The following is a 22,176-nucleotide window of genomic DNA, read 5'->3' on the forward strand; positions in this document are numbered from 1 at the left end:
TTGCCCTTCTCGCCGCCAATTACTGCCGCCAGATTTATGCGGATTTACTCCGCCGGCAACACTCGGCGACGACCTCCAGCAGGGCCACGTTGGGATCGTTGGCGTTCATGGCTGCAAGCGCTTTTCCAGCAGATCGATCGCCAGCGCGCGTTCGCGGGCGCTACCGCCGCGCACCGCATCGAAGAGCACCAGCAACTCGTACAGCGCCGGGTTGCGCCCGGCCGCATCCGGCACCCTCGGGTAAAGCGGATAAAAGGCCACGCCGCGCACGGTGCCGTCCTTGTGCGGCCACACCGGCAGCGGGTCGCCCCCCGGCACGATCAGGTCCTTCAGCGGCGCTGCCGCGTAGCCGGTTGGCATGCCCCGCGTCAGCCCGCCGCGGGTGGCTGGAAAGCAGTAGCGCGCGCCGTGCTGGACGAACAGCCGCAGCGCGGCAAGGATCACCGCTGCCTTGCCGCTCGTGCCCTTGTGGGCAAGCTGGGCGGCCACCGCCCGCTCCACCGCCCCATGCACCTCCGATGCCGTCATGCCCAGTTCGGCCGCCAGCGCCGCATAGGTCGGCGCCGGGCCGCGCTCCAGCGCCAGGCGCAGCAGCACCACCAGATCCTGCGGACGCAGCACGATTTGCGGATTGGACTTTGAGCCGGCCACCGAAAGCTTTCTGTATTCGCTATTCGCGAATAGCGAATATAGGCGCATGGCGCGTTGTTGGCAATGGCGACGGGGTGGCCGTGCCGAGCGGATGTCTACTAAAACACCAACAGATTAGTAGGAGTGTCACTGCCGCGGGGCGGCTTCAAGTCCCCGGCTCCAGCGCCCTCGCAGCGCCGCAGGGCGCGGCGGCCGGCGAAGCGGAAATCGCCCCGGAAAGCGAGTCGACCGCAACCCGCCCGGAGAGGAGGCGCGGAAGTAGCAGGTCGCGGGTGCGGCGGAGGTTCCGGACTGTGCGTTGTAGCGTATTCACCTGCTCGAACACGGCATCGACATTGAGAGTGAAGGCTGCGACCAAGTCGCGAGATGGTTTCGCTACCTGCATTCGGCGGAAGGTATCGACGACGATGGTGTCGAATGTCGCCCCGCCGGTATTGGTTTTCAAATACTCAACTTGTTGGAGCGTCATCAGAAATAGGAACCGTTGTGAAATCCCAGGCTTGCCGCGGAGCGCATAGCAGGATTGGTTCATCGCCATCGGCACCGACGGGAGAGCAACTTTTCCAACCGTTCCACGCGCTGTGATGAAGACAGTATCGGGTGGGTAGAGTTGGCTTGCGCACTTGGAAAGTCCGAGTTCCGAAACGTGCTTGTCAGCGTCCTCAACGTAGAAACAGTCTGGTGCGTCGCGTGGGGTGAAAAATGGGATTCCCCCGTCCCAGTATTCCTGGGTGCTGGTCTTGGGCGTACCTCCACTCAGCACGTTTGCGATTTCGGTAAAGCCGACGGCCTCCCACCCATGCGGAATCTCGCCGAGGGGGGAAGCGACGCGGGGGTGGTTTTCGTGGCCGGGGAAGCGGAAGTGGACGAACCACTCGCGGTAGAGGGCGCGGGCCATAGCCTCCAGAATCCTGATGCGCCGCTGGCTGTTCTCGATGAGTTCGTCGTACGCCGACAGGATGCCCGCGATGCGTTGCTGGACGGGGAGCGGGGGAACGGAGATCGGGAGCGATAGCAAGCGGTCAGTTTGAATGCGCGTAGTTCCGTGCCCGGCTTCGTCAACGCGACCAACGATTTCATACGTATTGGCGCGGAGCCATTGAAACAAGAACTCGTTGTCGATGAAGGGTGCAGGCTTTGCAGCCTTCAAATCCTGATTGAACGCGACGGGCGCTTGGTCATTGCCACCGGAAACTCGCGAGCCAAAATCATGCCGCGAACGACGAATGGAATCGTGTCCGCAGGAACAAGCCTCGTTCCATTTTTGGCGCCAAGTGGCGTCAGGTGGTCTTGGGCATCACGGATTATCTCGGTCTTCATGTCCTTGCAAGAAACCCAAGGAATATCACCACCCCAGAAATCATTTCTGGCCTTCGATGGTGTGCCGCCCGACAACAATGTTAAGCATTCGCCAAGATGATGCTGTTGCCATTTCATCATCCTCACGGCTCCAGGATCCCCGCCCCACTCGCGGCGATGGTCTGCTCCAGTTTCCGTACCTTCGCAACCTTCATTTCCCAATTCTTCCCGCCCAATAAGCCGGTCGGCGGCGCTGATGTGCGATGGCGAGGACAAGGATCTGCGCAGATTTCACCTGATAAATGACGTGAAACGGGAAACGCTTGAGCCCGGCTTTGCGGAGGTCGGAATCGCCGACCCTTGGGTAGAAGTCTGGCGTGGCGCAGACGCGCGCCATGGTCTTCTCGAATTCGGCAAGGTAATCCGCGCCCTAGGCCCGGAAGTCGGCTTTCATAAAACGCAACTTCATCCAGATGCTCGGCCAGAGCAGCCCGGTGGAAGCGATAATTCATCGCAACAGGGCTTGAGCAGCGGCGCGGGCGTCTTCGGCCGAAGCGGTATCGGTCTGCCCGCTGTCAATTTCTGCTGCGCGACGAGCCGCCTCGGTGTGCCATGCCTGCGCGATCTCTTCCTCGTTTTGCTCTTCGAGACTGAGCAACAACTTGTGCGCCAGTTCGGCGCGTTGATGCGTGGGCAAATGCAGTGCGGCTTGTTCTATGGTTTCGGTGTTCATGGGGCCTCCTTCATGACAGCAACGATGCGACATTTTGCGCGATACGGTCTTGCAACTCCAGTGCCTGGGCACTCAGCGATTCCAGTTCCTCGGTCAGGGTTTCGAGCTGCTCCTTGAAGTCTTCGTCGCTCACGTCCTCGCCCGGCGCGACGCCGACGTAGCGGCCGGGGTTGAGCGACCAGCCCTGGGCTTCGATCTCGACCAGCGTCGCCGCCTTGCACAGACCGGGCACGTCACGATAGGCCGGTCCGCCTTTTTCCTTCTCGCCAAAGACTTCCTTGAGCCTGGCCGCCGTCTCGTCACCGCCGACGGTGGTGTCGAGCGCCTCGCCGCGATAGAGGCGGACAAGGTTGGCGATGAAACCGATCTGCGCCGGTGTCCATTCGCGGTGGGCGCGATCCGCCTGCCGGTAGATGTGGCGGGCATCGATGAAGAGCACCGTGTCGGCGCGCTTTGTCTGGGCCTTGCCCTTGTCGAAGAACCACAGCGTGCAGGGCAGCGTGACGGTGTAGAACATGTTGGAGCCGACGGCGACCATCACATCCACCGCCCGCGCTTCGATCAGCTTCTGCCGCAGTTCCTGCTCGCTGGAGCGGGCATCGGAGGCCGAGTTGGCCATGACGAAGCCGGCGCGGCCGGTGGCGTTCAGCGCCGAGTAGAAGAGCTGAATCCACAGGTAGTTGGCGTTGTCGGTGCGCGGCAGGCCGAAGGGGAAGCGGCGAGGGTTTACCACGTGAATCATGGCCGACCATGTCCTTGAGCCGTTCCTTGTCCACCGCATTGACGTTGAAGGGCGGATTGGCGAGGACGAAGTCGAACGATCCAGTGGCGGCGTGCGGGTCGTCGTAGTAGCTGTTGATGTTGCCGCCGTGCTTGATGTCGCCTTCCAGCCCATGCACGGCGAGGTTGAGGCGGCACAGGCGGCCGGTTTCGTCGGTCTTTTCGACGCCGAAGATGGCAAGCTCAGCGGCGGGGTTCCTCCGGTGCTCGGCGACAAAGCGCGCCGACTGCACGAACATCCCGCCGGAGCCACAGGCGGGGTCGAGGATGCGGCCGTAAAAAGGTTCGATGACTTCGGCGAGCAGGCGGACGATGCCACTCGGCGTGTAGAACTCGCCGCCTTTCTGGCCTTCGGTGCGGGCGAATTCGCCGAGGAAGTATTCGTAGATGCGCCCGAAAGCGTCGTAGTCGGCCGTCGCCGGAATCTCGGAAACCTTCTTGAGCAGTTCCTTGAGCAGCGTGCTGGTGAACAGGTTGAAGGTCTTGGGCAGCACACCGGCGAGTTGTGGGTTGAGCTTCTCTATGTCGCGCATCGCCGCGTTGACCTTGGCGCCGATGTCGGCCACCTCGGGCAGCGTCAGCAAATAATCGAAGCGCGCCTCGGGGCTCAGATACAGAATGCTTTCGGCGTGATAGGCAACGGGTTCATCGACTCGGCTGCTTCGACGGGAAAATTCGCTTGATGACGCGCCGGCGGCTTTGAGCTTGCTGCGCTGAATGGCGAAGCGCACCTCGGCAAAGCGCAGGAAGAACAAGCCGAGGATCGGGCCGGGGTATTCCTGGGCCTTGAGACCGGAGTTGGCGCGGAACTGGTCGGCGGCATCCCACAGGCGCTTTTCGAGCGTGGCCGAGGCGGCGTCTTTTTCGGAGGGGGCGATCCATTGCACGGTCAATCAAGCTCGAGCAAGCAGCGAGAAGGTGAATCACCAGCCGTCAAGCAACACCTTCTCGGCCCAGAAAAGCCCGGTGATGGTTTTTGCATCGGTGATTTCGCCGCTTCTCACGGCAGCCACGGCCTCGGCGAGGGACAGACTGAGAACATCGAGGAACTCGCCACGGTCGAGGTTCGGCTCGGCTTCTCTACGCAGACCGCGGGCGAGAAGAATCTCGATCCGCTCATCGGAATAACCGACACAGGGATGCATCAGGCCGAGGTGACGCCACTCGGCTGCGCGGTAGCCGGTCTCTTCCAGCAACTCACGACTCGCCGTATCGAGGGCCTCCTCGCCGGGATCGATCTTGCCGGCCGGCAGCTCGAGGAAAGTACGATGCAGCGGATAGCGATGCTGCCGGACGAAGAGAATCCGGCCGTCGTCGAGTGACGCGATGATCACCGCCGCTCCCTGGTGGCGCACGTACTCCCGCAGGCACTCGTTGCCGTCCGGCAGGCGAACCCGATCACGGCGGACGTCGAGTAGCTTGCCGCGAAAAACCTGCGTGCTCTCGAGCTGCTCTTCGAGGAGATGTTCGTACGCTGGGGCTGCGTTTTCCATGGCGGTACTCCCAATCAAAACGCCCCGACTGGCGGGGCGTTTTGATCGATCGTTGGGTGGTCAGAGTGAGCGCAGAAGCGCGAAGGCGCAAATCGACATCAGCGCCTGCGGAAAGATCCCGAGCAAGGCGACCGCCAGTCCGTTTGCCGACATGAGAATTTTCATGTCCAACGGCGCTATGATCGGCAGGCTGTTCGTCGGCTGATCGAAATACATGATCTTGACCACCCGCAAGTAGTAGAAACAACCGATCAGCGAGAAGAATACGGCGACGAGGGCCAGCCACAGGTAGCCTGCTGCAACGACCGCCTGCAACACCGAGAACTTGGCGAAGAAGCCGACGAAGAACGGTATCCCGGCCATCGAGAACATCATCATCATCATCATCGCGGCAAACCACGGGCTGCGCTTGTTGAGTCCCTTCAGGTCTTCGAGTTCATCCGATTCAAGGCCACCACGGGCCAGCAGGAGGATCATGCCAAAGGTTCCGGCACTGGTCAGCACATAGGTGACGACATAGAACATCGACGAACTGTAGGCGTTGAGTGCGAAGCGCGCGTCGCCATTGGCGACGCCGGTGACCATGCCAAGAAGCATGAAGCCCATGTGCGAGATCGCCGAATAGGCGAGCATGCGCTTCAGGTTGGTCTGGGCGATCGCGGCAATATTGCCAATGGCCATCGACAGCACGGAGAGAAGGATGAGCATCATCTGCCAGTCCGGCGCCATGACGATCAGGCCGTTGACCAGCATGCGGACGACAATGGCGAAAGCCGCCAGCTTCGGCGCGGTGGCGATGAACAGGGTGACCGCCGTCGGAGCACCATGGTAGACGTCCGGAATCCACATGTGAAAGGGGACGACGCCGAGCTTGAAGGCGATACCCGAGACCAGGAAAACCAGGCCAAAAACGAGGATCCCCCGGTCGACCTGGCCCATGTACAGACGCTCGGCAACAGCGGTGATCTCGAGCGTGCCGGTCGCCCCGTAGATCATCGACATGCCGTACAGAAGAAGACCGGAAGCCAGCGCGCCAAGAACGAAGTACTTCATTGCCGCTTCGGTCGCCGGTACCGAATCACGATTCATGGCCACCATCGCGTAAAGCGAGAGCGACAACAGTTCCAGTCCCAGATAGACGGTCAGGAAATGGTTGGCCGAGATCATCACCATCATGCCCAGGGTGGCGAAGAGCGTCAGTGCGTAATACTCGCCCCTGGCCATCTGCGGCCGTTCGAGAATGTAGCCACGCGAATAGAACAACACCACGATCACCGTCAGGTACAGCAGTAGTTTCAGCACGTCACCGAGGAGGTCACCGACGTACATGTTGCTGAAGGTATAGCCAATGTCCCCGGAGGTCGTGGCGAAGGTGACCACCGCCGCGCCGACCAGCGTCAGTTGCGTGGCCACGAAAGTCACTGTCCGCTTCCGATCCTTGACGAAGAGATCGAGCATCAGGATCAGGCAAGCCATCACCAGCATGAAGATCTCCGCACTTGCGAGGCGGAGCTCAGGCGTCTGGAACTGCATTTCGGCAAGAGTCATAGCGGCTACCAATTATTGGATCTTGCTGAGGGCGACGTGACGCAACAGCTCATTCACCGAGCTGTGCATGACTTCAGTAAAGGGCTGGGGATAGAGACCCATGCCCAGCGCGCCAGCGGCGAAGAGGAGGAAAATGAAGAACTCGCGGCCAGTGATGTCGGTGAGTTCCGCCACGTGGTGATTGGCCACCGCCCCAAAAACGACGCGCTTGTACATCCACAGCGTATAGGCGGCGCCGACGATCATTGTCGAGGCGGCTGCGAAGGCCACCCAGAAGTTATACTCGACGGCAGCGAGGATGACCATGAACTCGCCGACGAAACCCGAAGTGGCCGGCAGTCCGGCGTTGGCCATGGCAAAGAGCATGAAGAAGGCGGCAAACTTGGGCATCGTGTTGACCACACCGCCGTAATCCGCGATCTGGCGTGAATGCGCCCGGTCATACATCACGCCGATCGAGAAGAACATGGCGCCGGAGACGAAACCGTGCGAAATCATCTGCACCAGCGCACCTTCGATTCCCAGCGCGCTGAAAACGAAGAAACCCAGCGTAACAAAGCCCATGTGCGCAATCGACGAATAGGCGACGAGCTTCTTCATGTCCTCCTGGGCCAGGGCGACAAAGCCGATGTAGATGATGGCGATCAGCGATAGTCCGATGACCAGGCCGCCAAGCTGATGTGCGGCATCCGGCGCAATCGGCAGCGAGAAACGCAGGAAGCCGTAGGCGCCGAGTTTCAGGGCGATGGCCGCCAGCACTATGGAGCCACCGGTCGGCGCCTCGACGTGCGCATCGGGCAACCAGGTATGCACCGGCCACATCGGCACCTTGACGGCAAAGGCGACCAGGAAGGCCAGAAAGAGCCAGGTCTGCGGCGCCATGCCCAGCGGCATCTGCTGCCAGTCGAGAATCGAGAAGCTGCCTCCTGACTGGACGAACAGGTAGAGCAGGGCGATCAGGAACAGCAACGAACCGAGCAGGGTGAAGAGAAAGAACTTGAACGCCGCGTAAACGCGCCTGGCCCCGCCCCAGATGCCGATGATCAGGTACAGCGGAATCAGCGAAGCCTCGAAGAAGACGTAGAAGAGCAGGCCATCGAGCGACGAAAAAATGCCGTTCAACAAACCCGACATGATCAGGAAACCGGCGTTGTACTGCGCCACCTTGCTGTCGATGACCTTCCAGCCGGCGAGAACCACGGTCACCGTGATGAAGCTGTTGAGGATCACGAAGAGCATCGAGATGCCGTCAACACCGAGATGGTAATTGACATTGAAACGCGGAATCCAGCTTTTCAGCTCGACGAACTGCATCGCCGGCGTGTGCAGGTCAAAACCGGTATAGAGCGGAATGGTCACCAACAGGCCGGCAAGCGCACCAATCAAGGACAGCATTCGTGCCAGTGGTGCATTGCGATCGGAGCCGGTCGCCAGGACAACAAAACCGGCGAGGATCGGAACCCAGATGGCAAGAGAGAGAAGCGGCGTGCCTGACATATCGTTCCCAGTCTTTCTCTAGCTCAGGCGCGCGTGACCCAAAGGGTCATCAAGACGAACACGCCGATAATCATCGTAAAAGCGTAGTGGTAGATGTGACCGCTCTGGAACAGGCGAGCCACGGCGGCAAACCAGCGGACGAGGCCGACGGAACCGTTGACGATGATGCCGTCGATCAGACCGGCGTCGCCACCCTTCCACAGACCCCGGCCAAGCAGGCGCGCACCACCGGCAAAGACCACGTCGTTGAACTTGTCGAAGTAGTACTTGTTTTCGAGCAGGGTATACAGCGGTCCGCAGCGGCTCTTGATCGCTGCCGGGATATCCGGACGTTTCATGTAGAAGAACCACGACAGCGCCACCCCGAGGAGCGCCAGCCAGAACACTGCTGTGGTGACGGCGTGCGTGGCCATCGCGAAAGCGCCGTGGAAGTGATGGGCCAATTCCTCCATCACCGGATGCGCCTCGGTATCGACGAAGATCGCGCCCTTGAAGAAGTCGCCGAACAGCATCGGCTCGATGCCGATATAGCCGATGATCACCGAGGGAATCGCCAGCATGACCAGCGGCAGCGTCACCACCCAGGGCGTCTCGTGCGGCTTCTGGCCGGGAGCGAGACCGTGATGCTCTTCGGCATGCGTGTCATCGGCATGGTGCGCGGCAGCATCGCCGTGCGCCGAATGATCATCGTGTGCGTCCGTCCTGGCGTGCGCTGCATGGGCGTCATGGTCTGCCGCCTTGCCGAAACGCTCTTCGCCATGGAAGACCAGGAAATACATGCGGAACGAATAGAATGCGGTGACGAAGACACCCGCCATGACGGAAAAGTAGGCAAAGCCGGCACCGGGCAGATGCGACAGCGCCACCGACTCGATGATCGAATCCTTGGAGTAGAAGCCCGAAAAGAAGGGCGTGCCGATCAGCGCCAGCGATCCGACCAGCGAGGTGATCCAGGTGATCGGCATGTACTTGCGCAGACCGCCCATGTTGCGGATGTCCTGGTCGTGGTGCATGCCGATGATCACCGAGCCAGCACCCAGGAAGAGCAGCGCCTTGAAGAAGGCATGCGTCATCAGGTGGAAGATGGCCACCGAGTATGCTGAAACACCCAGCGCGACGGTCATGTAGCCGAGCTGCGAGAGCGTTGAATAGGCCACCACGCGCTTGATGTCATTCTGGATGATGCCCAGGAAACCCATGAACAGCGCGGTGATCGAACCGATGACGATGACGAAGGAGAGCGCGGTGTTGGACAGTTCAAACAGCGGCGACATGCGTGCGACCATGAAGATACCGGCCGTGACCATCGTTGCCGCGTGGATCAGCGCCGAGATCGGCGTCGGGCCTTCCATCGAGTCGGGCAGCCACACGTGCAGCGGCACCTGCGCCGACTTGCCCATCGCACCGATGAAGAGGAGGATGCAGATGGCGGTCATCAGTGCGACGCCCTCGCCTTCGCCAAATAGCGCCAGGGTGGTATTGCCGGCCAGTTCTGGCGCCTTGGCAAAAACAGCCGCGTAATCAAGCGTTCCGAAGTGAGCGAGGACCAGTCCGATGCCGAGAATGAAACCGAAGTCTCCCACCCGGTTCACCAGGAAGGCTTTCAGGTTGGCAAAAATCGCCGTTGGCCGCGTGTACCAGAAACCGATCAACAGATAGGAAACCAGTCCCACGGCCTCCCAGCCAAAGAATAGTTGCATGAAGTTGTTGCTCATCACGAGCATCAACATGGAGAAGGTGAATAGCGAGATATAACTGAAAAAACGGTTGTAGCCGGGGTCATCCTGCATGTAGCCGATGGTGTAGATGTGCACCATCAGCGAGACCGAGGTGACCACAAGCATCATGGTCACCGTGAGTTGATCGATCAGGAAACCGACCTCGAAATGGTAGTCGCCGGAAGTAAGCCACTGGTATACGGGCCCGTTATACGTGTTCCCGGCCATCACATCCTTGAAGATCACATACGAGGCCAGACAGGCGACGGCGACCCCGGCGATGGTCACCGTGTGCGCCAGCCAGCGAGGAATCACGCGGCAGAAAAGGCCGGCAATGGCGGCGCCGACGAGCGGTGCCAGAGGAACCAGCAAGTAGAGCTTTTGCATTTCCATGTCAACCCTTCAGGCTGTCCAGATCATCCACGTGGATGGTCTTCAGGTTGCGGAACAGCACCACGAGAATCGCCAGCCCGATGGCCGATTCGGCGGCGGCGACGGTCAGGATGAAGAAGACGAAAACCTGTCCGGCAAGATCCTGCATGTAGTGGGAAAAGGCGATGAAATTCATGTTCACCGCCAGCAGCATCAACTCGATCGACATCAGTATGATGATCAGGTTTTTGCGGTTGAGGAAGATGCCAACGACGCTGATCGCGAATAGGATCGCGCCCAGGATCAAAAAGTGGGACAGTGTAAGCAAGGTGCCTCCCTGATTCCTTCTGCACAGGGGTGGAAGATTCTCTGCCACCCCATCTTGTTCTCGGTTTTGCGCGTGGGTCGCGCGGTCAATCTCGCTTCTCGGCGGGCATCTGCAGCACGCGGACACGGTCCCTGGCTTTGACGAAGACCTGCTGCGAGGGATTGACCGACTTGTTTTTTCTCTTCTCGCGCTGCGTCAGGGCCACGGCGGCGACAATCCCGACGAGAAGGATCACCGACGCCAATTCGAACGGGTAGACGTACTCGGTAAACATCAGGCGCCCGATTGCCTGGACATTGCTCTCGTCAGCGCCTGCCTGACGGACGCTGCTCTCGAACAGGCCAAGATAATTTCCGCCGAGGACCAGTCCCATTTCGCCGACCATGAGCAGCGCAATGATCGCACCCATCGGCAGGTAGCCCCAGAATCCTTCGCGCAGACGGTCGAGGTTGATGTCGAGCATCATGACCACGAACAGGAAGAGCACCATTACCGCGCCGACATAGACCAGAACCAGCGCCATGGCCAGAAACTCGGCCTGCAACAGCAGCCAGACGCCGCTCGCCGTAAAAAAGGCGAGGACCAGAAACAGCGCGGCGTGCACCGGATTGCGCGAGGTGATCACGCGCAGCGCGGCAAACACCAGGATCGCCGAGAGAAAATAGAAAACGAAGGTCTTGAATTCCATCGCGTCGGCCTGTCAGCGGTATTTCGAGTCGAGTTCGCGGTCTTCGGCGATCTGCGCTTCGTAGCGGTCACCATTGGCCAGCAGCATCGGCTTGGTGTAATAGAGGTCGCCACGCGTTTCCCCGTGGTACTCGTAAATCCGCGTTTCAACGATCGCATCGACCGGGCAGGCCTCTTCGCAGAAACCGCAGAAGATACATTTCGTCAGGTCGATGTCGTAGCGCGTCGTTCGCCGCGAACCGTCCTCGCGCTGATCGGATTCGATGGTGATCGCCATCGCCGGACAGACTGCCTCGCACAACTTGCAGGCAATGCATCGTTCCTCACCATTGGGATACCGTCGCAGCGCGTGCAGGCCACGAAAGCGGACGCTTTGTGGCGTTTTTTCTTCCGGGTACTGAACGGTGATCTTTCGCGCGAACATGTAGCGCCCGGTCACCGACATCCCCTTGAACAGCTCCCTGAGCAGCAGACTGTTGAAAATTTCCTTCATCGAACCCATGGCGAGCCTCTCACTTCCAGATGTTCAGCGGCGACATCATCCAGCAGCCGACGACGACCAGCCAGATCAGACACAAGGGAATGAACACTTTCCAGCCGAGACGCATGATCTGGTCGTAGCGATAGCGGGGGAAAGTGGCGCGAATCCAGAGGAAGAAGAAAAGAACCGCCGAGATCTTCACAAACAGCCACAGGATGCCATCCGGCAGAAATCCGACGGGCGACAACCAGCCGCCGAGGAAGAGGACTGAGGCCAGCGTCGACACCAGGATCATGTTGGCGTATTCGGCGAGGAAGAAGACCGCGAAGGCCATTCCCGAATATTCGACGTGGAAGCCGACGATCTCGGATTCACCTTCGGCCATGTCGAATGGCGCCCGGTTGGTCTCGGCGACGATCGACACCAGATAGACGACGAACATCGGCAGCAGTGGCAGCCAGTTCCACGACAGGATGCCGAGCCCCTTGTCAGCGAAATACCCTTGCCCCTGTCCCTGCACGATATCGCCCAGGTTGAGACTGTTCGAGACCATCAGCACGACAACCAACGCCAGGCCCATGGCCACTTCGTACGAGATCATCTGCGCTGCCGAGCGCATGCCGCCAAGGAAGGCGTATTTCGAGTTCGACGCCCATCCCGACAGGATGATTCCATAGACGCCGATCGACGTGATCGACATGATGTAGAGCAGGCTGGCATTGACGTTCGCCAGCACCAGCGTGTCGTTGAATGGAATCACCGCCCAGGCGGCAAGCGCCGGCGCAAAAGCAAACATCGGGGCGATCAGGAAGACAGCCTTGTCCGATCCGGTAGGGATCACGACTTCCTTCAACAACAGCTTCAAGCCGTCGGCGATCGGCTGGATCAACCCCCAGGGACCGACACGATTGGGCCCGATGCGTACCTGCATCCAGCCAATGACCTTGCGCTCCCAGAAAGTCAGGTAGGCCACTGCCAGCAGCAACGGCGCGATGATCAGGACGATCTTGAGCAGCGTCCACACCAGGGGGAACAGCGACCCGAAAAGACCCTGCAACAGTCCCTGCAGCGCATCAACCATCATGCACGCTCCACGTTGATCGCACCGAACATGGCGCCCAGCGCTGCCGTCGAAGGATGTCCGGCGGCGACGCGAACACAACGTGCGGGTACCGTTTCGTCAAACCTGGCAGTCAGAACGGCCTCGCCAGTGCCTTGCCTGACGCGCACCGGGACGCCGTCGGTAACCCCGATTGCCGCCAGCGTGTCGGCGTTCATGCGCGCCGTTGGCGCCACTGCGTCACGCGTTTTCTGCAGGGCCGGGGCACGACGAGCCAGCGGGTCGGAGAAGTAGATCGGTACATCGGTGACCCGCTGCAGGCCTTCACCGGCATCAGCCAGCAACCAGGCCCCTCGCTCAAGATCATTGCTCAGGCCGCCGACAAAGCCCTCACCCGCTGGCACGATTTCGGCGCGAACCTGTTCACTCGAGTCGTAATCGAAGCCGGGCAGCGCCAGCAGATTGCCGAGCACACGCAGCACCTTCCAGCCTGGACGGGCATCGCCCAGGGGACGGACGACACCATTGAAGCTCTGCACACGACCCTCGGCGTTCACGAAGGTACCCGAAGTCTCGGTAAAAGGCGTCGTCGGCAGCAGAACGTCCGCGTACTCGCGCGCCGCGCCATCGTTGAACGGCGTCAGCATGACCACCAGGGCGGCTTCCTTGAGGGCAGCCACGGCTTGCTGGGGGTTGTAGCAATCCAGCTCCGGTTCGACGCCGAGCAGGATGTAAGCCTTGCGCGGCTGGGCAAACATCTCGTCGGCGTTGAGCGCGGTCGGCAAGGCCTTGGCGACGTGACCACCGACACTGTTGGCTGCCTCGCCGATGAAGCCACAGGTAGCACCGGTCAGCCGCGCGAGTTCCAATGCCAGCGCATGCAACTGTGCCGCCTGAGGGCTCTGCTCGGCGGCGTTGCCGAGAAAGATCGCCCGCTTGTTTCGTTCGAGCAGGCTCCTGGCGATCGCCTGACTGGTCGCGTCAGCCTCGACGGAATCGAGGCCGGCGGGGATCGTTTCCCCTTGAAACTGTGCTGCGGCCTTGACCACTCGCGCCAGGGCCAGCGGCAGGTCAGCCGGCGAAACGGTCACCTGCGCGTGCAGATCGATCAGCGGATCGTCACCGCCAACCGACAGCATACTGACCTGGCCCCAATTCTTGGCGAGCTGCCGCAGACGCTGGGCAAACAGCGGGTGGTCCTTGCGCAGGAAGCTGCCGACGACCAGCGCCGCGTCGAGGTCCTTGATTTCAGAGAACCGCAGACCCAGCCAGGGAATTCCGCCGAGCTGGCCATCGTTCGAGAAATCGCGTCGCCGCGGACGGAAGTCGACGTTTCCCGAACCGAGACCGCGGGTCAGCTTCTGCAGCAAGTACAATTCTTCGAGCGTCGCCTGCGGTGACGAAAGAGCCGCAAACGATTCGCCGCCATGGGTAGCGACGATATCCTTCAGCGCGTGGGCGACGTAATCGAGCGCGCTATTCCAATCAACTTCGCGCAGGGTGCCATCGACGCGAACCATCGGTCTCGTCAGCCGCGCCGGGGAATTGAGTGCCTCGTAGGAGAAGCGCTCCTTGTCCGAAATCCAGCACTCGTTGACCTCTTCGTTCTCGCGCGGCAGAACGCGCAGGACGACGCCGTTCTTGACCTGAACCGTGAGGTTGGCGCCGATGCTGTCGTGCGGGCTGATCGACTTGCGCCGCCCCAGCTCCCAACTGCGCGCCGCATAGCGGAACGGTTTGGAAGTCAGCGCGCCGACCGGACACAGGTCGATCATGTTGCCCGACAGCTCGGAATCGATCGAGCGCCCGACAAAGGTCATGATCTCGGCGTGCATGTTCCGGTTGGCCATGCCCAGCTCCATGACCCCGGCAATTTCCTGGCCGAAGCGAACGCAACGCGTGCAGTGGATGCAACGCGCCATTTCCTGCATCGAGATCAGTGGGCCGACGTCCTTGTGGAAGACGACGCGCTTGTCTTCCTGAAAACGCGAGGCGCTGTTGCCGTAACCCACAGCCAGGTCCTGTAGCTGACACTCGCCGCCCTGATCGCAGATCGGGCAGTCGAGCGGGTGATTGATCAGCAGGAACTCCATCACGCCTTGCTGGGCCTTGACCGCCAGTTCAGAATGCGTGAACACCCTCATCCCGTTGGTCGCCGGCGTCGCGCAGGCAGGCAGGGGCTTGGGTGCCTTCTCGACCTGTACCAGACACATGCGACAGTTGGCAGCAATCGAGAGCTTCTTGTGATAGCAGAAATGCGGGATATAGGCGCCAACCTGCTGGGCAGCGTCCATGATGGTGCTGCCATCAGGCACCTGCGCCATCTTGCCGTCTATTTCGATTTCCATCGTGTCGGACCCTAAACCGTTGCCGTGAAGAAGCCACTGCCGGCACGCTGGACATCAACGGGCACCAGGCACTTCTTTTGTTCGATGTGGTACGCGAACTCGTCGCGATAATGCTTGATGAAGCTCTGTACAGGCATCGACGCCGCGTCACCGAGTGCGCAAATGGTGCGGCCCATGATGTTGCCGGTGACGCTGGCCAGCAGATCGAGATCATCTGGCCGGCCCTGTCCATGCTCGATGCGGTGCACGACCTTGTACAACCAACTGGTTCCTTCACGGCACGGCGTGCACTGACCACACGATTCTTCGTAATAGAAGAAGGAAAGACGTTCTAGCGCCTTGACCATGCAGGTCGTCTCGTCCATCACGATGACCGCTCCCGAACCGAGCATCGAGCCGGCCTTGGCTATCGAATCGTAGTCCATCGTGCAGTCCATCATCGCCGCTGCCGGTACTACCGGCGCTGACGAACCACCCGGAATGCAGCCCTTCAGCTTGCGTCCACCGCGAATTCCGCCAGCCATTTCGAGCAGCGTGGCGAAGGGCGTCCCGAGGGGGATTTCGTAGTTCCCCGGTCGGTTGACGTGACCCGAAACTGAAAAGAGCTTGGTGCCGCCGTTGTTCGCCTTCCCGGCTTCGAGATAGTGCTCGCCGCCCAGGTTGATGATGTACGGTACCGAAGCAAAGGTCTCGGTGTTGTTGATCGTCGTCGGTCTGCCGTAGAGGCCGAAGGAAGCCGGAAATGGCGGCTTGAAGCGCGGCTGCCCCTTCTTGCCTTCGATCGACTCGAGCAACGCGGTTTCCTCGCCGCAGATGTAGGCGCCGTAACCGTGATGGCCAAAGAGATCGAAGTTGAAACCCGAACCAAGAATATCGGCGCCGAGAAAACCCGCCGCCCGCGCCTCGTCGATCGCCTCTTCGAAGCGTTCGTAGATCTCCCATACTTCGCCATGGATGTAGTTATAGCCACGCACGGCGCCCATCGCAAAAGCCGCGATGGCCATTCCCTCGATTACCGAATGCGGGTTGTAACGCAGGATGTCGCGGTCCTTGAAGGTTCCTGGCTCTCCTTCGTCCGAGTTGCACACCACGTACTTGTCACCCGGAAACGAGCGCGGCATGAAACTCCATTTGAGTCCCGTCGGAAATCCGGCACCGCCGCGACCTCGCAGAACGGATTTCTTTACCTCATTGATGACGTATTCCTGCGGCAGCTTCTGTTCCAGAATCCGACGCAGGGCGACGTAACCGCCGCGCTTGACGTAGTCGGCGAGGCGCCAGGCGTTGTCGCCGTCCAGACCGACGCTGAGCATCGGGTTGATTGCACCGAGGATCGCCATTACTTGAGCTCCGCCAGCAGTTTGTCGATTTGCTCGGGGTTCATCCAGCTACACATGCGACGGTTATTGACGATCATCACTGGCGCATCGCCGCAGGCACCCATGCACTCGCCTTCCTTGAGGGTGATCAGGCCATCCGGGGTCGTCTCGTTATAGCCAATTCCGAGTTTCGTCTTGAGGTACTCGCCGGCATCGACACCTCCCGTGAGCATGCACGGCAGGTTGGTGCACACGGACACCTTGTACTTGCCCACCGGCTTCAGGTCGTACATGTTGTAGAAACTGGCCACTTCGTAGGCGGCAATCGGGGCCATGCCCAGATAGCCGGCAACGAACTCGATGGCGGCGCTGGAAAGCCAGCCCTGTTCTTCCTGCGCGATGGCGAGAGCGGCCATGACCGCCGACTGTTTCTGCTCAGCCGGGTACTTGGCAATCTCGCGATCGATTCTCTTGAGGGATTCTGAAGTGAGCATCAGCGGTCAATCTCGCCAAAAACGACGTCCTGGGAACCGATGATGGTCACCACATCGGCCAGCATGTGACCACAGACCATCTCGTTCATGGCCGACAGGTGTACGTAGCCCGGAGGGCGAATCTTCAAGCGGTAGGGCTTGTTCGCCCCGTCGGAAATCACGTAAATGCCGAACTCCCCTTTCGGGTGCTCAACCGCCGAATAGGCTTCCCCGGCGGGGACATGCATCCCTTCGGTGCACAGCTTGAAGTGGTGAATCAATTCTTCCATGTTCGACTTCATGGCTTCACGGCTCGGCGGCGCGACCTTGTGATTGTCGGAGATCACCGGGCCAGGATTGAGCCGCAGCCAGTCGATGCATTGCTTGACGATACGATTCGACTGGCGCATCTCTTCCATGCGCACCAGGTAACGATCATAGGAGTCGCCCGTCTTGCCCACCGGGATGTCGAAGTCGACCCGGTCGTACACTTCGTAGGGCTGCTTCTTGCGCAGATCCCAGGCAATGCCGGAACCGCGCAGCATCGGCCCCGTAAACCCGCGCTGCAGCGCGCGCTCAGGCGAAACGATACCGACGTCCACCAAGCGCTGCTTCCAGATCCGGTTGTCCGTCAGCAGCGTTTCGTACTCGTCGAGCAGCTTCGGAAAGCGGCTCACGAAATCATCGAGGAAATCGAGCAGGGAGCCGCTACGCGCGTCGTTGAAAGGCTTGATCTGCGCCGCACTCTTCCACTTCGATTCCTTGTACTGCCCCATATGATCGGGCAGATCACGATAAACGCCACCCGGCCGGTAGTAGGCTGCATGCATCCTGGCACCCGATACGGCTTCGTAGGCATCAACCAGATCCTCGCGCTCGCGAAAGGCGTAGAGCACCATGGTCATCGCACCGACGTCGAGGCCGTGACAGCCGATCCACAGCAGGTGATTGAGGATGCGGGTGATTTCATCGAACATCACGCGAATATACTGCGCGCGGATGGGCACCTCGATCTGCAACAAACGTTCGATCGCCATACAATATGCGTGCTCGTTGCACATCATCGACATGTAGTCGAGGCGGTCCATGTAGGGCACCGACTGAATCCAGGTCTTGGTTTCGGCCAGCTTTTCGGTCGCCCGATGCAAGAGGCCAATATGCGGATCGGCACGCATGACCACTTCGCCGTCAAGTTCGAGCACCATTCGCAGCACACCGTGGGCGGCCGGGTGCTGCGGCCCGAAATTCAGTGTGAAATTACGCAGTTCAGGCATTTTCGACGTTCCCGTAGGACGCTTCGCGAACGATCCGCGGCGTGACCTCGCGCGGCTCTATGGTCACCGGTTGATAAATCACCCGCTGCTGGTCCGGGTCGTAACGCATCTCGACATAGCCGGAAACCGGGAAATCCTTGCGGAATGGATGGCCGATGAATCCGTAGTCGGTCAGAATCCGACGCAGGTCAAGGTGACCGGGGAAGACAATACCGAAGAGGTCGAAAGCTTCGCGTTCGAACCAGTCGGCCACGTTCCATACCGCCGTCACCGACGGGACTGACGGAAAATCGTCATCGGGCGCGAAGCAGCGAACACGCAAGCGCCAGTTCCTGGCAATCGAGAGCAGGTGACTGACTGCGGCAAAGCGTTTGCCCTCTCGCGGCACATTGGCGTAGGCTGAGTAATCGACCCCGCAAAGGTCGATCAATTCTTCGAAGCACAACTCCGCCTCGTCGCGAAGCGTATTCATCACGGCAAGGTAATCGGCGACATCGACCTCGATGGTCACTTCACCGAGCGCAACTTTCAGCGACTGTACTCGATCACCGAGATGCTTCTGCAGGTTTTGGCAAAGCGCTTCCAGCGTGGCGGACATGGCTCACTCTCGGTTGGTTGTCAGCGGGCGATGGTGTTCGTGCGACGGATCTTGTTCTGCAACTGGATCAAACCATAGATCAGCGCCTCGGCAGTCGGCGGACACCCCGGCACGTAGATGTCAACGGGGACGATCCGGTCGCAGCCACGGACCACCGAATACGAATAATGGTAGTAACCACCGCCGTTGGCACACGAACCCATCGAGACCACCCAGCGCGGCTCGGCCATCTGATCGTAGACTTTGCGCATCGCCGGCGCCATCTTGTTGGTCAAGGTCCCGGCGACGACCATCACATCGGACTGCCGCGGACTGGGACGAAAGACGATGCCGAAGCGGTCGAGATCGTAGCGCGAGCAGCCGGCATGAATCATTTCGATGGCGCAACACGCGAGCCCGAAACTCATGGGCCACAGTGAACCGGTGCGGACGTAGTTGATCAGTTTGTCGGCCGTAGTGGTAACGAAGCCTTCTTGAAGAATTCCTTCAATGCCCATTACTCACTCCCAATCCAGAGCGCCCTTGGCCCAGGCGTACAAATAGCCGACGACCAGAATGGCAATAAAGACCATCATCTCGATGAAACCGAACCACCTGACTGAATCGGTGTTCGCGATCTCCTTGAAGATCGTCGCCCAGGGCAGGAGAAAGGCCACCTCGAGATCGAAGAGGATGAAGATGATGGCAATCAGGTAGTAGCGCACATCGAACTTCATGCGCGCATCTTCGAAAGCCTCGAAGCCACATTCGTAGGGAGAGAGTTTTTCGCTGTCGGGGCGATGCGGCGCCACAATCAGACCTGTCAGGACGGGCGCAAAACCAAACGCAATGCCGACCAGGATGAAGACAAAGACCGGGAAATAGCTTTCCAGCATGATCCGCCCCACAAGCCCTTCGATTCACACTACAGCCACCCGCAACGGGTGGCTCCCCTGGTGCCGACGATGAGAGTCGAACTCATACGACCGAAGTCACTACCCCCTCAAGATAGCGTGTATACCAATTTCACCACGTCGGCACTGCCCTCGTCAGCGAACGAGTCCATCGAGGAAATCTGCACTTCCCGTCGCTGCCGTCAAACCCAATTACTTTGGAATATCCCTCGCCTTCGAATCAGCATCTACGGGCACTGCAGGCTGGTCAACGCTGCCAGCCGGCGGGACTGGGACAGGGGCAGATTTTACTGCATCCTGCATCACACTGCCAGTCGTTTTTGGCTTGCTGGAGGCAAGGTAGGCCAGCGACAGGCTGGTGACAAAAAACACCGTGGCCAGCACGGCGGTGGCGCGGCTGAGAAAATTCGCTGAACCGGTGGCCCCGAAAAGGCTACCTGACGCGCCGCTACCGAAAGCGGCGCCCATGTCGGCACCTTTGCCGTGCTGCACAAGGACGAGACCTATCACACCGATGGCCGCCATGATGTGCACCACCAGAACCACAGAAAAAAGATAATCCATATCACCTCTCAGTCGACGTGGCGCCCCGCGGGAAGCCGCTCAGGAGCCCACTCACGCAACGGCGCAGCCAACGGCAACGCCCGCGCGAGGCAGCCGTGCCGAACAGACGCCAGACAGCGATGATCTGTGTCCACCGATCGCGGTCGCAGCGGCCGGCGCGCCAGAAAAACTCGTCGAGTATAGCTAGTTCGAGAGCTTCTGGTCAATTGACTTTGACCCCGAATGGCGTCGTTCGTGGTGGCACGGCGACGTGACCACAGGCTTCTCGGCCGGTAGCAAGGTTCCAGCGCGGGCTGAGTCTTGCTATAGTCCATTCTGCGCACCGCCAGCGGGTCAGCCTTCATCTTCCCGGCCGGCGGCTTTTGTTTTCCTGCTGCCGAAAGCCTTCTGATGAGCACCACCCCGAACGACACGCCGAGCGAAAGCCGGTTCCCACCCGAGATTCTGCGCGATATCGCGCAGCGGCGAACGTTTGCCATCATTTCGCACCCCGACGCAGGCAAGACCACGCTGACCGAAAAGCTCCTGCTGTTCGGAGGCGCCATCCAGCTCGCCGGGACGGTCAAAGGACGCAAGAGCGCTCGCCATGCCACTTCGGACTGGATGGAGGTCGAGAAGCAGCGTGGCATTTCGGTAACCAGCTCGGTCATGCAGTTTGAGTATCAGGGGCACACCATCAACCTCCTCGACACCCCTGGCCACGAGGATTTTTCGGAAGACACCTACCGCGTGCTGACCGCCGTCGACGCGGCGGTGATGGTCATCGATGCCGCCAAGGGAGTCGAGGCACAGACGATCAAACTGCTCAACGTCTGTCGGATGAGGCAGACGCCGATCATTACGTTTGTGAACAAGTTCGACCGCGAGGTGCGCGAACCCTTCGATCTGCTTGAGGAAATCGAGTCAGTACTGGGTATGGAATGTGCGCCGATTACCTGGCCGATCGGCATGGGAAAGACATTTCGCGGAGTGTATCACCTGCTCAATGACCGCCTGCTGCACTTTGCTGCCGGCGAGGAACGGCGGAGCGAATCGGCGCGGCTTGACGGTCTGGACAATGCACTTCTCGACGCCCAGTTTCCTGGAGAAATTGGCAAGCTGCGTGAAGATGTCGACCTCATTCAGAGCGCCAGCAGCCCGCTGGATCTGGTCGGTTTTCTCGCCGGACGGCAATCGCCGGTTTTTTTTGGCTCGGCGATCAATAACTTCGGCGTCCAGGAAATCCTTCAGGCCCTGCTCGACTGGGCGCCGCCACCGCAGGAACGCGACGGCGGCACTCGTGTGGTGCAGCCCGCCGAGGCGGCTTTCAGCGGTTTCGTCTTCAAGATTCAGGCCAACATGGACCCCCGGCATCGTGACCGGATCGCCTTCTTCCGCGTCTGCTCGGGCCGCTACACGCCGGGAATGAAGGTCAGGCACATCCGCCTGGATCGCGAGATGAAACTCGCCAACGTGCTGACCTTCATGGCCAATGAGCGTCTGCTGATGGACGACGCCGTCGCCGGCGATATTATTGGTATCCACAACCATGGCAATCTGCACATCGGCGACACCTTGAGCGAAGGTGAAACCCTTGCCTTCAAAGGGATTCCCTACTTCTCACCCGAACTGTTCCGGGTTGCGCGGCTACGCGATCCACTGAAGAGCAAGCAGTTGCTGAAAGGTCTTCAGGAACTCGGCGAAGAGGGGGCGATCCAGGTTTTCGAGAACCTTGCCAGCGGTGCACTTCTGCTCGGCGCGGTCGGCAACCTGCAGTTTGAAGTGGTCGCCCAGCGGCTGCAGACCGAGTACAAGGTCGATGCCATCTTCGAGTCGGCCGACATTTACACCGCGCGCTGGCTGACTTTCCCCGACGACGCGACAAGGCGCAATTTCGAGCGCGAGCAACTCCACCGCATGGCCAAGGATGTTGACGGCAATCCCGTTTACCTGGCCAGCACGCGCTACAACCTCGAAGTGACGAGCGAAAAGTGGTCCAGCGTCGTCTTCCTCGACTCGCGTGAGCATGGACAAGTACTCGGTTGAACGGTAGGGCCACATCGGCCAATCGGCGCAGAATG

21 protein-coding genes, 1 tRNA gene and 2 pseudogenes are annotated in these 22,176 nt (G+C 60.1%); 1 reads left to right on the forward strand and 23 read right to left on the reverse strand.

Going from position 1 to position 22,176, the window contains the following annotated elements; genetic code table 11:
• Positions 1–105 precede the first annotated feature (105 nt).
• The 23 genes and pseudogenes from ACCAA_RS10610 to secG all read right to left on the reverse strand — a co-directional run bounded on the left by ACCAA_RS10610 (position 106) and on the right by secG (position 20,116).
• Positions 106–699: a hypothetical protein gene (locus ACCAA_RS10610; RefSeq protein ID WP_245754539.1), complete on the reverse strand. Its 594-nt coding sequence runs from the start codon at positions 697–699 to the stop codon at positions 106–108.
• Positions 700–796: 97 nt separating this feature from the next.
• Complete coding sequence (locus ACCAA_RS10615) at positions 797–1,801, reverse strand: restriction endonuclease subunit S (protein WP_186407224.1); 1,005 nt, start codon at positions 1,799–1,801, stop codon at positions 797–799.
• Complete coding sequence (locus tag ACCAA_RS10620; protein WP_186407225.1) at positions 1,798–2,091, reverse strand: restriction endonuclease subunit S domain-containing protein; 294 nt, start codon at positions 2,089–2,091, stop codon at positions 1,798–1,800. Before ACCAA_RS10620 ends, ACCAA_RS10615 begins: the two co-directional genes overlap by 4 nt.
• A 70-nt stretch (positions 2,092–2,161) precedes the next feature.
• Positions 2,162–2,359, reverse strand: a pseudogene (locus ACCAA_RS10625) (type II toxin-antitoxin system RelE/ParE family toxin); the annotation flags it as partial.
• Positions 2,360–2,458: 99 nt separating this feature from the next.
• A complete protein-coding gene (locus tag ACCAA_RS10630; RefSeq protein ID WP_186407227.1) occupies positions 2,459–2,683 on the reverse strand; it encodes an addiction module protein in 225 nt (74 codons plus the stop codon).
• Between the two features lie 10 nt (positions 2,684–2,693).
• Positions 2,694–4,350 (reverse strand): annotated as a pseudogene (locus tag ACCAA_RS10635) (N-6 DNA methylase).
• Positions 4,351–4,386: 36 nt separating this feature from the next.
• Positions 4,387–4,956: an NUDIX domain-containing protein gene (locus tag ACCAA_RS10640; RefSeq protein WP_186407228.1), complete on the reverse strand. Its 570-nt coding sequence runs from the start codon at positions 4,954–4,956 to the stop codon at positions 4,387–4,389.
• 60 nt (positions 4,957–5,016) lie between these two features.
• Positions 5,017–6,489: an NADH-quinone oxidoreductase subunit NuoN gene (nuoN, locus tag ACCAA_RS10645; RefSeq protein ID WP_186407352.1), complete on the reverse strand. Its 1,473-nt coding sequence runs from the start codon at positions 6,487–6,489 to the stop codon at positions 5,017–5,019.
• 27 nt (positions 6,490–6,516) lie between these two features.
• Positions 6,517–8,001: an NADH-quinone oxidoreductase subunit M gene (locus tag ACCAA_RS10650; protein WP_186407229.1), complete on the reverse strand. Its 1,485-nt coding sequence runs from the start codon at positions 7,999–8,001 to the stop codon at positions 6,517–6,519.
• 23 nt (positions 8,002–8,024) lie between these two features.
• Positions 8,025–10,112: an NADH-quinone oxidoreductase subunit L gene (gene nuoL, locus ACCAA_RS10655; protein ID WP_186407230.1), complete on the reverse strand. Its 2,088-nt coding sequence runs from the start codon at positions 10,110–10,112 to the stop codon at positions 8,025–8,027.
• A 1-nt stretch (position 10,113) separates the two neighbouring features.
• A complete protein-coding gene (nuoK, locus tag ACCAA_RS10660) occupies positions 10,114–10,419 on the reverse strand; it encodes an NADH-quinone oxidoreductase subunit NuoK (protein WP_186407231.1) in 306 nt (101 codons plus the stop codon).
• Between the two features lie 85 nt (positions 10,420–10,504).
• Positions 10,505–11,107 (reverse strand): NADH-quinone oxidoreductase subunit J, encoded by a 603-nt coding sequence (locus ACCAA_RS10665; RefSeq protein WP_186407232.1) that lies wholly within the window; start codon positions 11,105–11,107, stop codon positions 10,505–10,507.
• A gap of 12 nt (positions 11,108–11,119) precedes the next feature.
• Positions 11,120–11,608 (reverse strand): NADH-quinone oxidoreductase subunit NuoI, encoded by a 489-nt coding sequence (nuoI, locus tag ACCAA_RS10670; RefSeq protein ID WP_186407233.1) that lies wholly within the window; start codon positions 11,606–11,608, stop codon positions 11,120–11,122.
• 10 nt (positions 11,609–11,618) lie between these two features.
• Entirely contained in the window at positions 11,619–12,671 is a 1,053-nt protein-coding gene (nuoH, locus tag ACCAA_RS10675) for an NADH-quinone oxidoreductase subunit NuoH (protein WP_186407234.1), read from the reverse strand.
• The gene (nuoG, locus tag ACCAA_RS10680) at positions 12,668–14,995 is read right to left on the reverse strand and encodes an NADH-quinone oxidoreductase subunit NuoG (protein ID WP_186407235.1); all 2,328 of its coding nucleotides are present in this window, start codon (positions 14,993–14,995) and stop codon (positions 12,668–12,670) included. The genes nuoH and nuoG overlap by 4 nt, the downstream gene beginning before the upstream one ends.
• Positions 14,996–15,006: 11 nt before the next feature.
• Positions 15,007–16,308 (reverse strand): NADH-quinone oxidoreductase subunit NuoF, encoded by a 1,302-nt coding sequence (nuoF, locus tag ACCAA_RS10685; RefSeq protein ID WP_186407353.1) that lies wholly within the window; start codon positions 16,306–16,308, stop codon positions 15,007–15,009.
• 26 nt (positions 16,309–16,334) lie between these two features.
• Positions 16,335–16,808 (reverse strand): NADH-quinone oxidoreductase subunit NuoE, encoded by a 474-nt coding sequence (gene nuoE / locus ACCAA_RS10690; RefSeq protein ID WP_186407236.1) that lies wholly within the window; start codon positions 16,806–16,808, stop codon positions 16,335–16,337.
• Entirely contained in the window at positions 16,808–18,061 is a 1,254-nt protein-coding gene (locus ACCAA_RS10695; protein ID WP_186407237.1) for an NADH-quinone oxidoreductase subunit D, read from the reverse strand. Before ACCAA_RS10695 ends, nuoE begins: the two co-directional genes overlap by 1 nt.
• Positions 18,054–18,659: an NADH-quinone oxidoreductase subunit C gene (locus tag ACCAA_RS10700; protein WP_186407238.1), complete on the reverse strand. Its 606-nt coding sequence runs from the start codon at positions 18,657–18,659 to the stop codon at positions 18,054–18,056. The genes ACCAA_RS10695 and ACCAA_RS10700 overlap by 8 nt, the downstream gene beginning before the upstream one ends.
• Before the next feature lie 20 nt (positions 18,660–18,679).
• Positions 18,680–19,156 (reverse strand): NuoB/complex I 20 kDa subunit family protein, encoded by a 477-nt coding sequence (locus ACCAA_RS10705; RefSeq protein ID WP_186407239.1) that lies wholly within the window; start codon positions 19,154–19,156, stop codon positions 18,680–18,682.
• A 3-nt stretch (positions 19,157–19,159) separates the two neighbouring features.
• Positions 19,160–19,534, reverse strand: coding sequence for an NADH-quinone oxidoreductase subunit A (locus ACCAA_RS10710; protein ID WP_186407240.1), 375 nt, complete (start codon positions 19,532–19,534; stop codon positions 19,160–19,162).
• 58 nt (positions 19,535–19,592) lie between these two features.
• A tRNA-Leu gene (locus ACCAA_RS10715) sits at positions 19,593–19,677 on the reverse strand.
• Between the two features lie 67 nt (positions 19,678–19,744).
• Positions 19,745–20,116, reverse strand: a complete 372-nt coding sequence (gene secG, locus ACCAA_RS10720; RefSeq protein ID WP_186407241.1) for a preprotein translocase subunit SecG — start codon at positions 20,114–20,116, stop codon at positions 19,745–19,747.
• Between the two features lie 390 nt (positions 20,117–20,506).
• Here secG and ACCAA_RS10725 point away from each other — a divergent pair, with 390 nt between their 5' ends.
• Entirely contained in the window at positions 20,507–22,141 is a 1,635-nt protein-coding gene (locus ACCAA_RS10725; RefSeq protein ID WP_186407242.1) for a peptide chain release factor 3, read from the forward strand.
• Positions 22,142–22,176 lie beyond the last annotated feature (35 nt).

Source organism: Candidatus Accumulibacter aalborgensis, assembly GCF_900089955.1.
Lineage (GTDB): Bacteria > Pseudomonadota > Gammaproteobacteria > Burkholderiales > Rhodocyclaceae > Accumulibacter > Accumulibacter aalborgensis.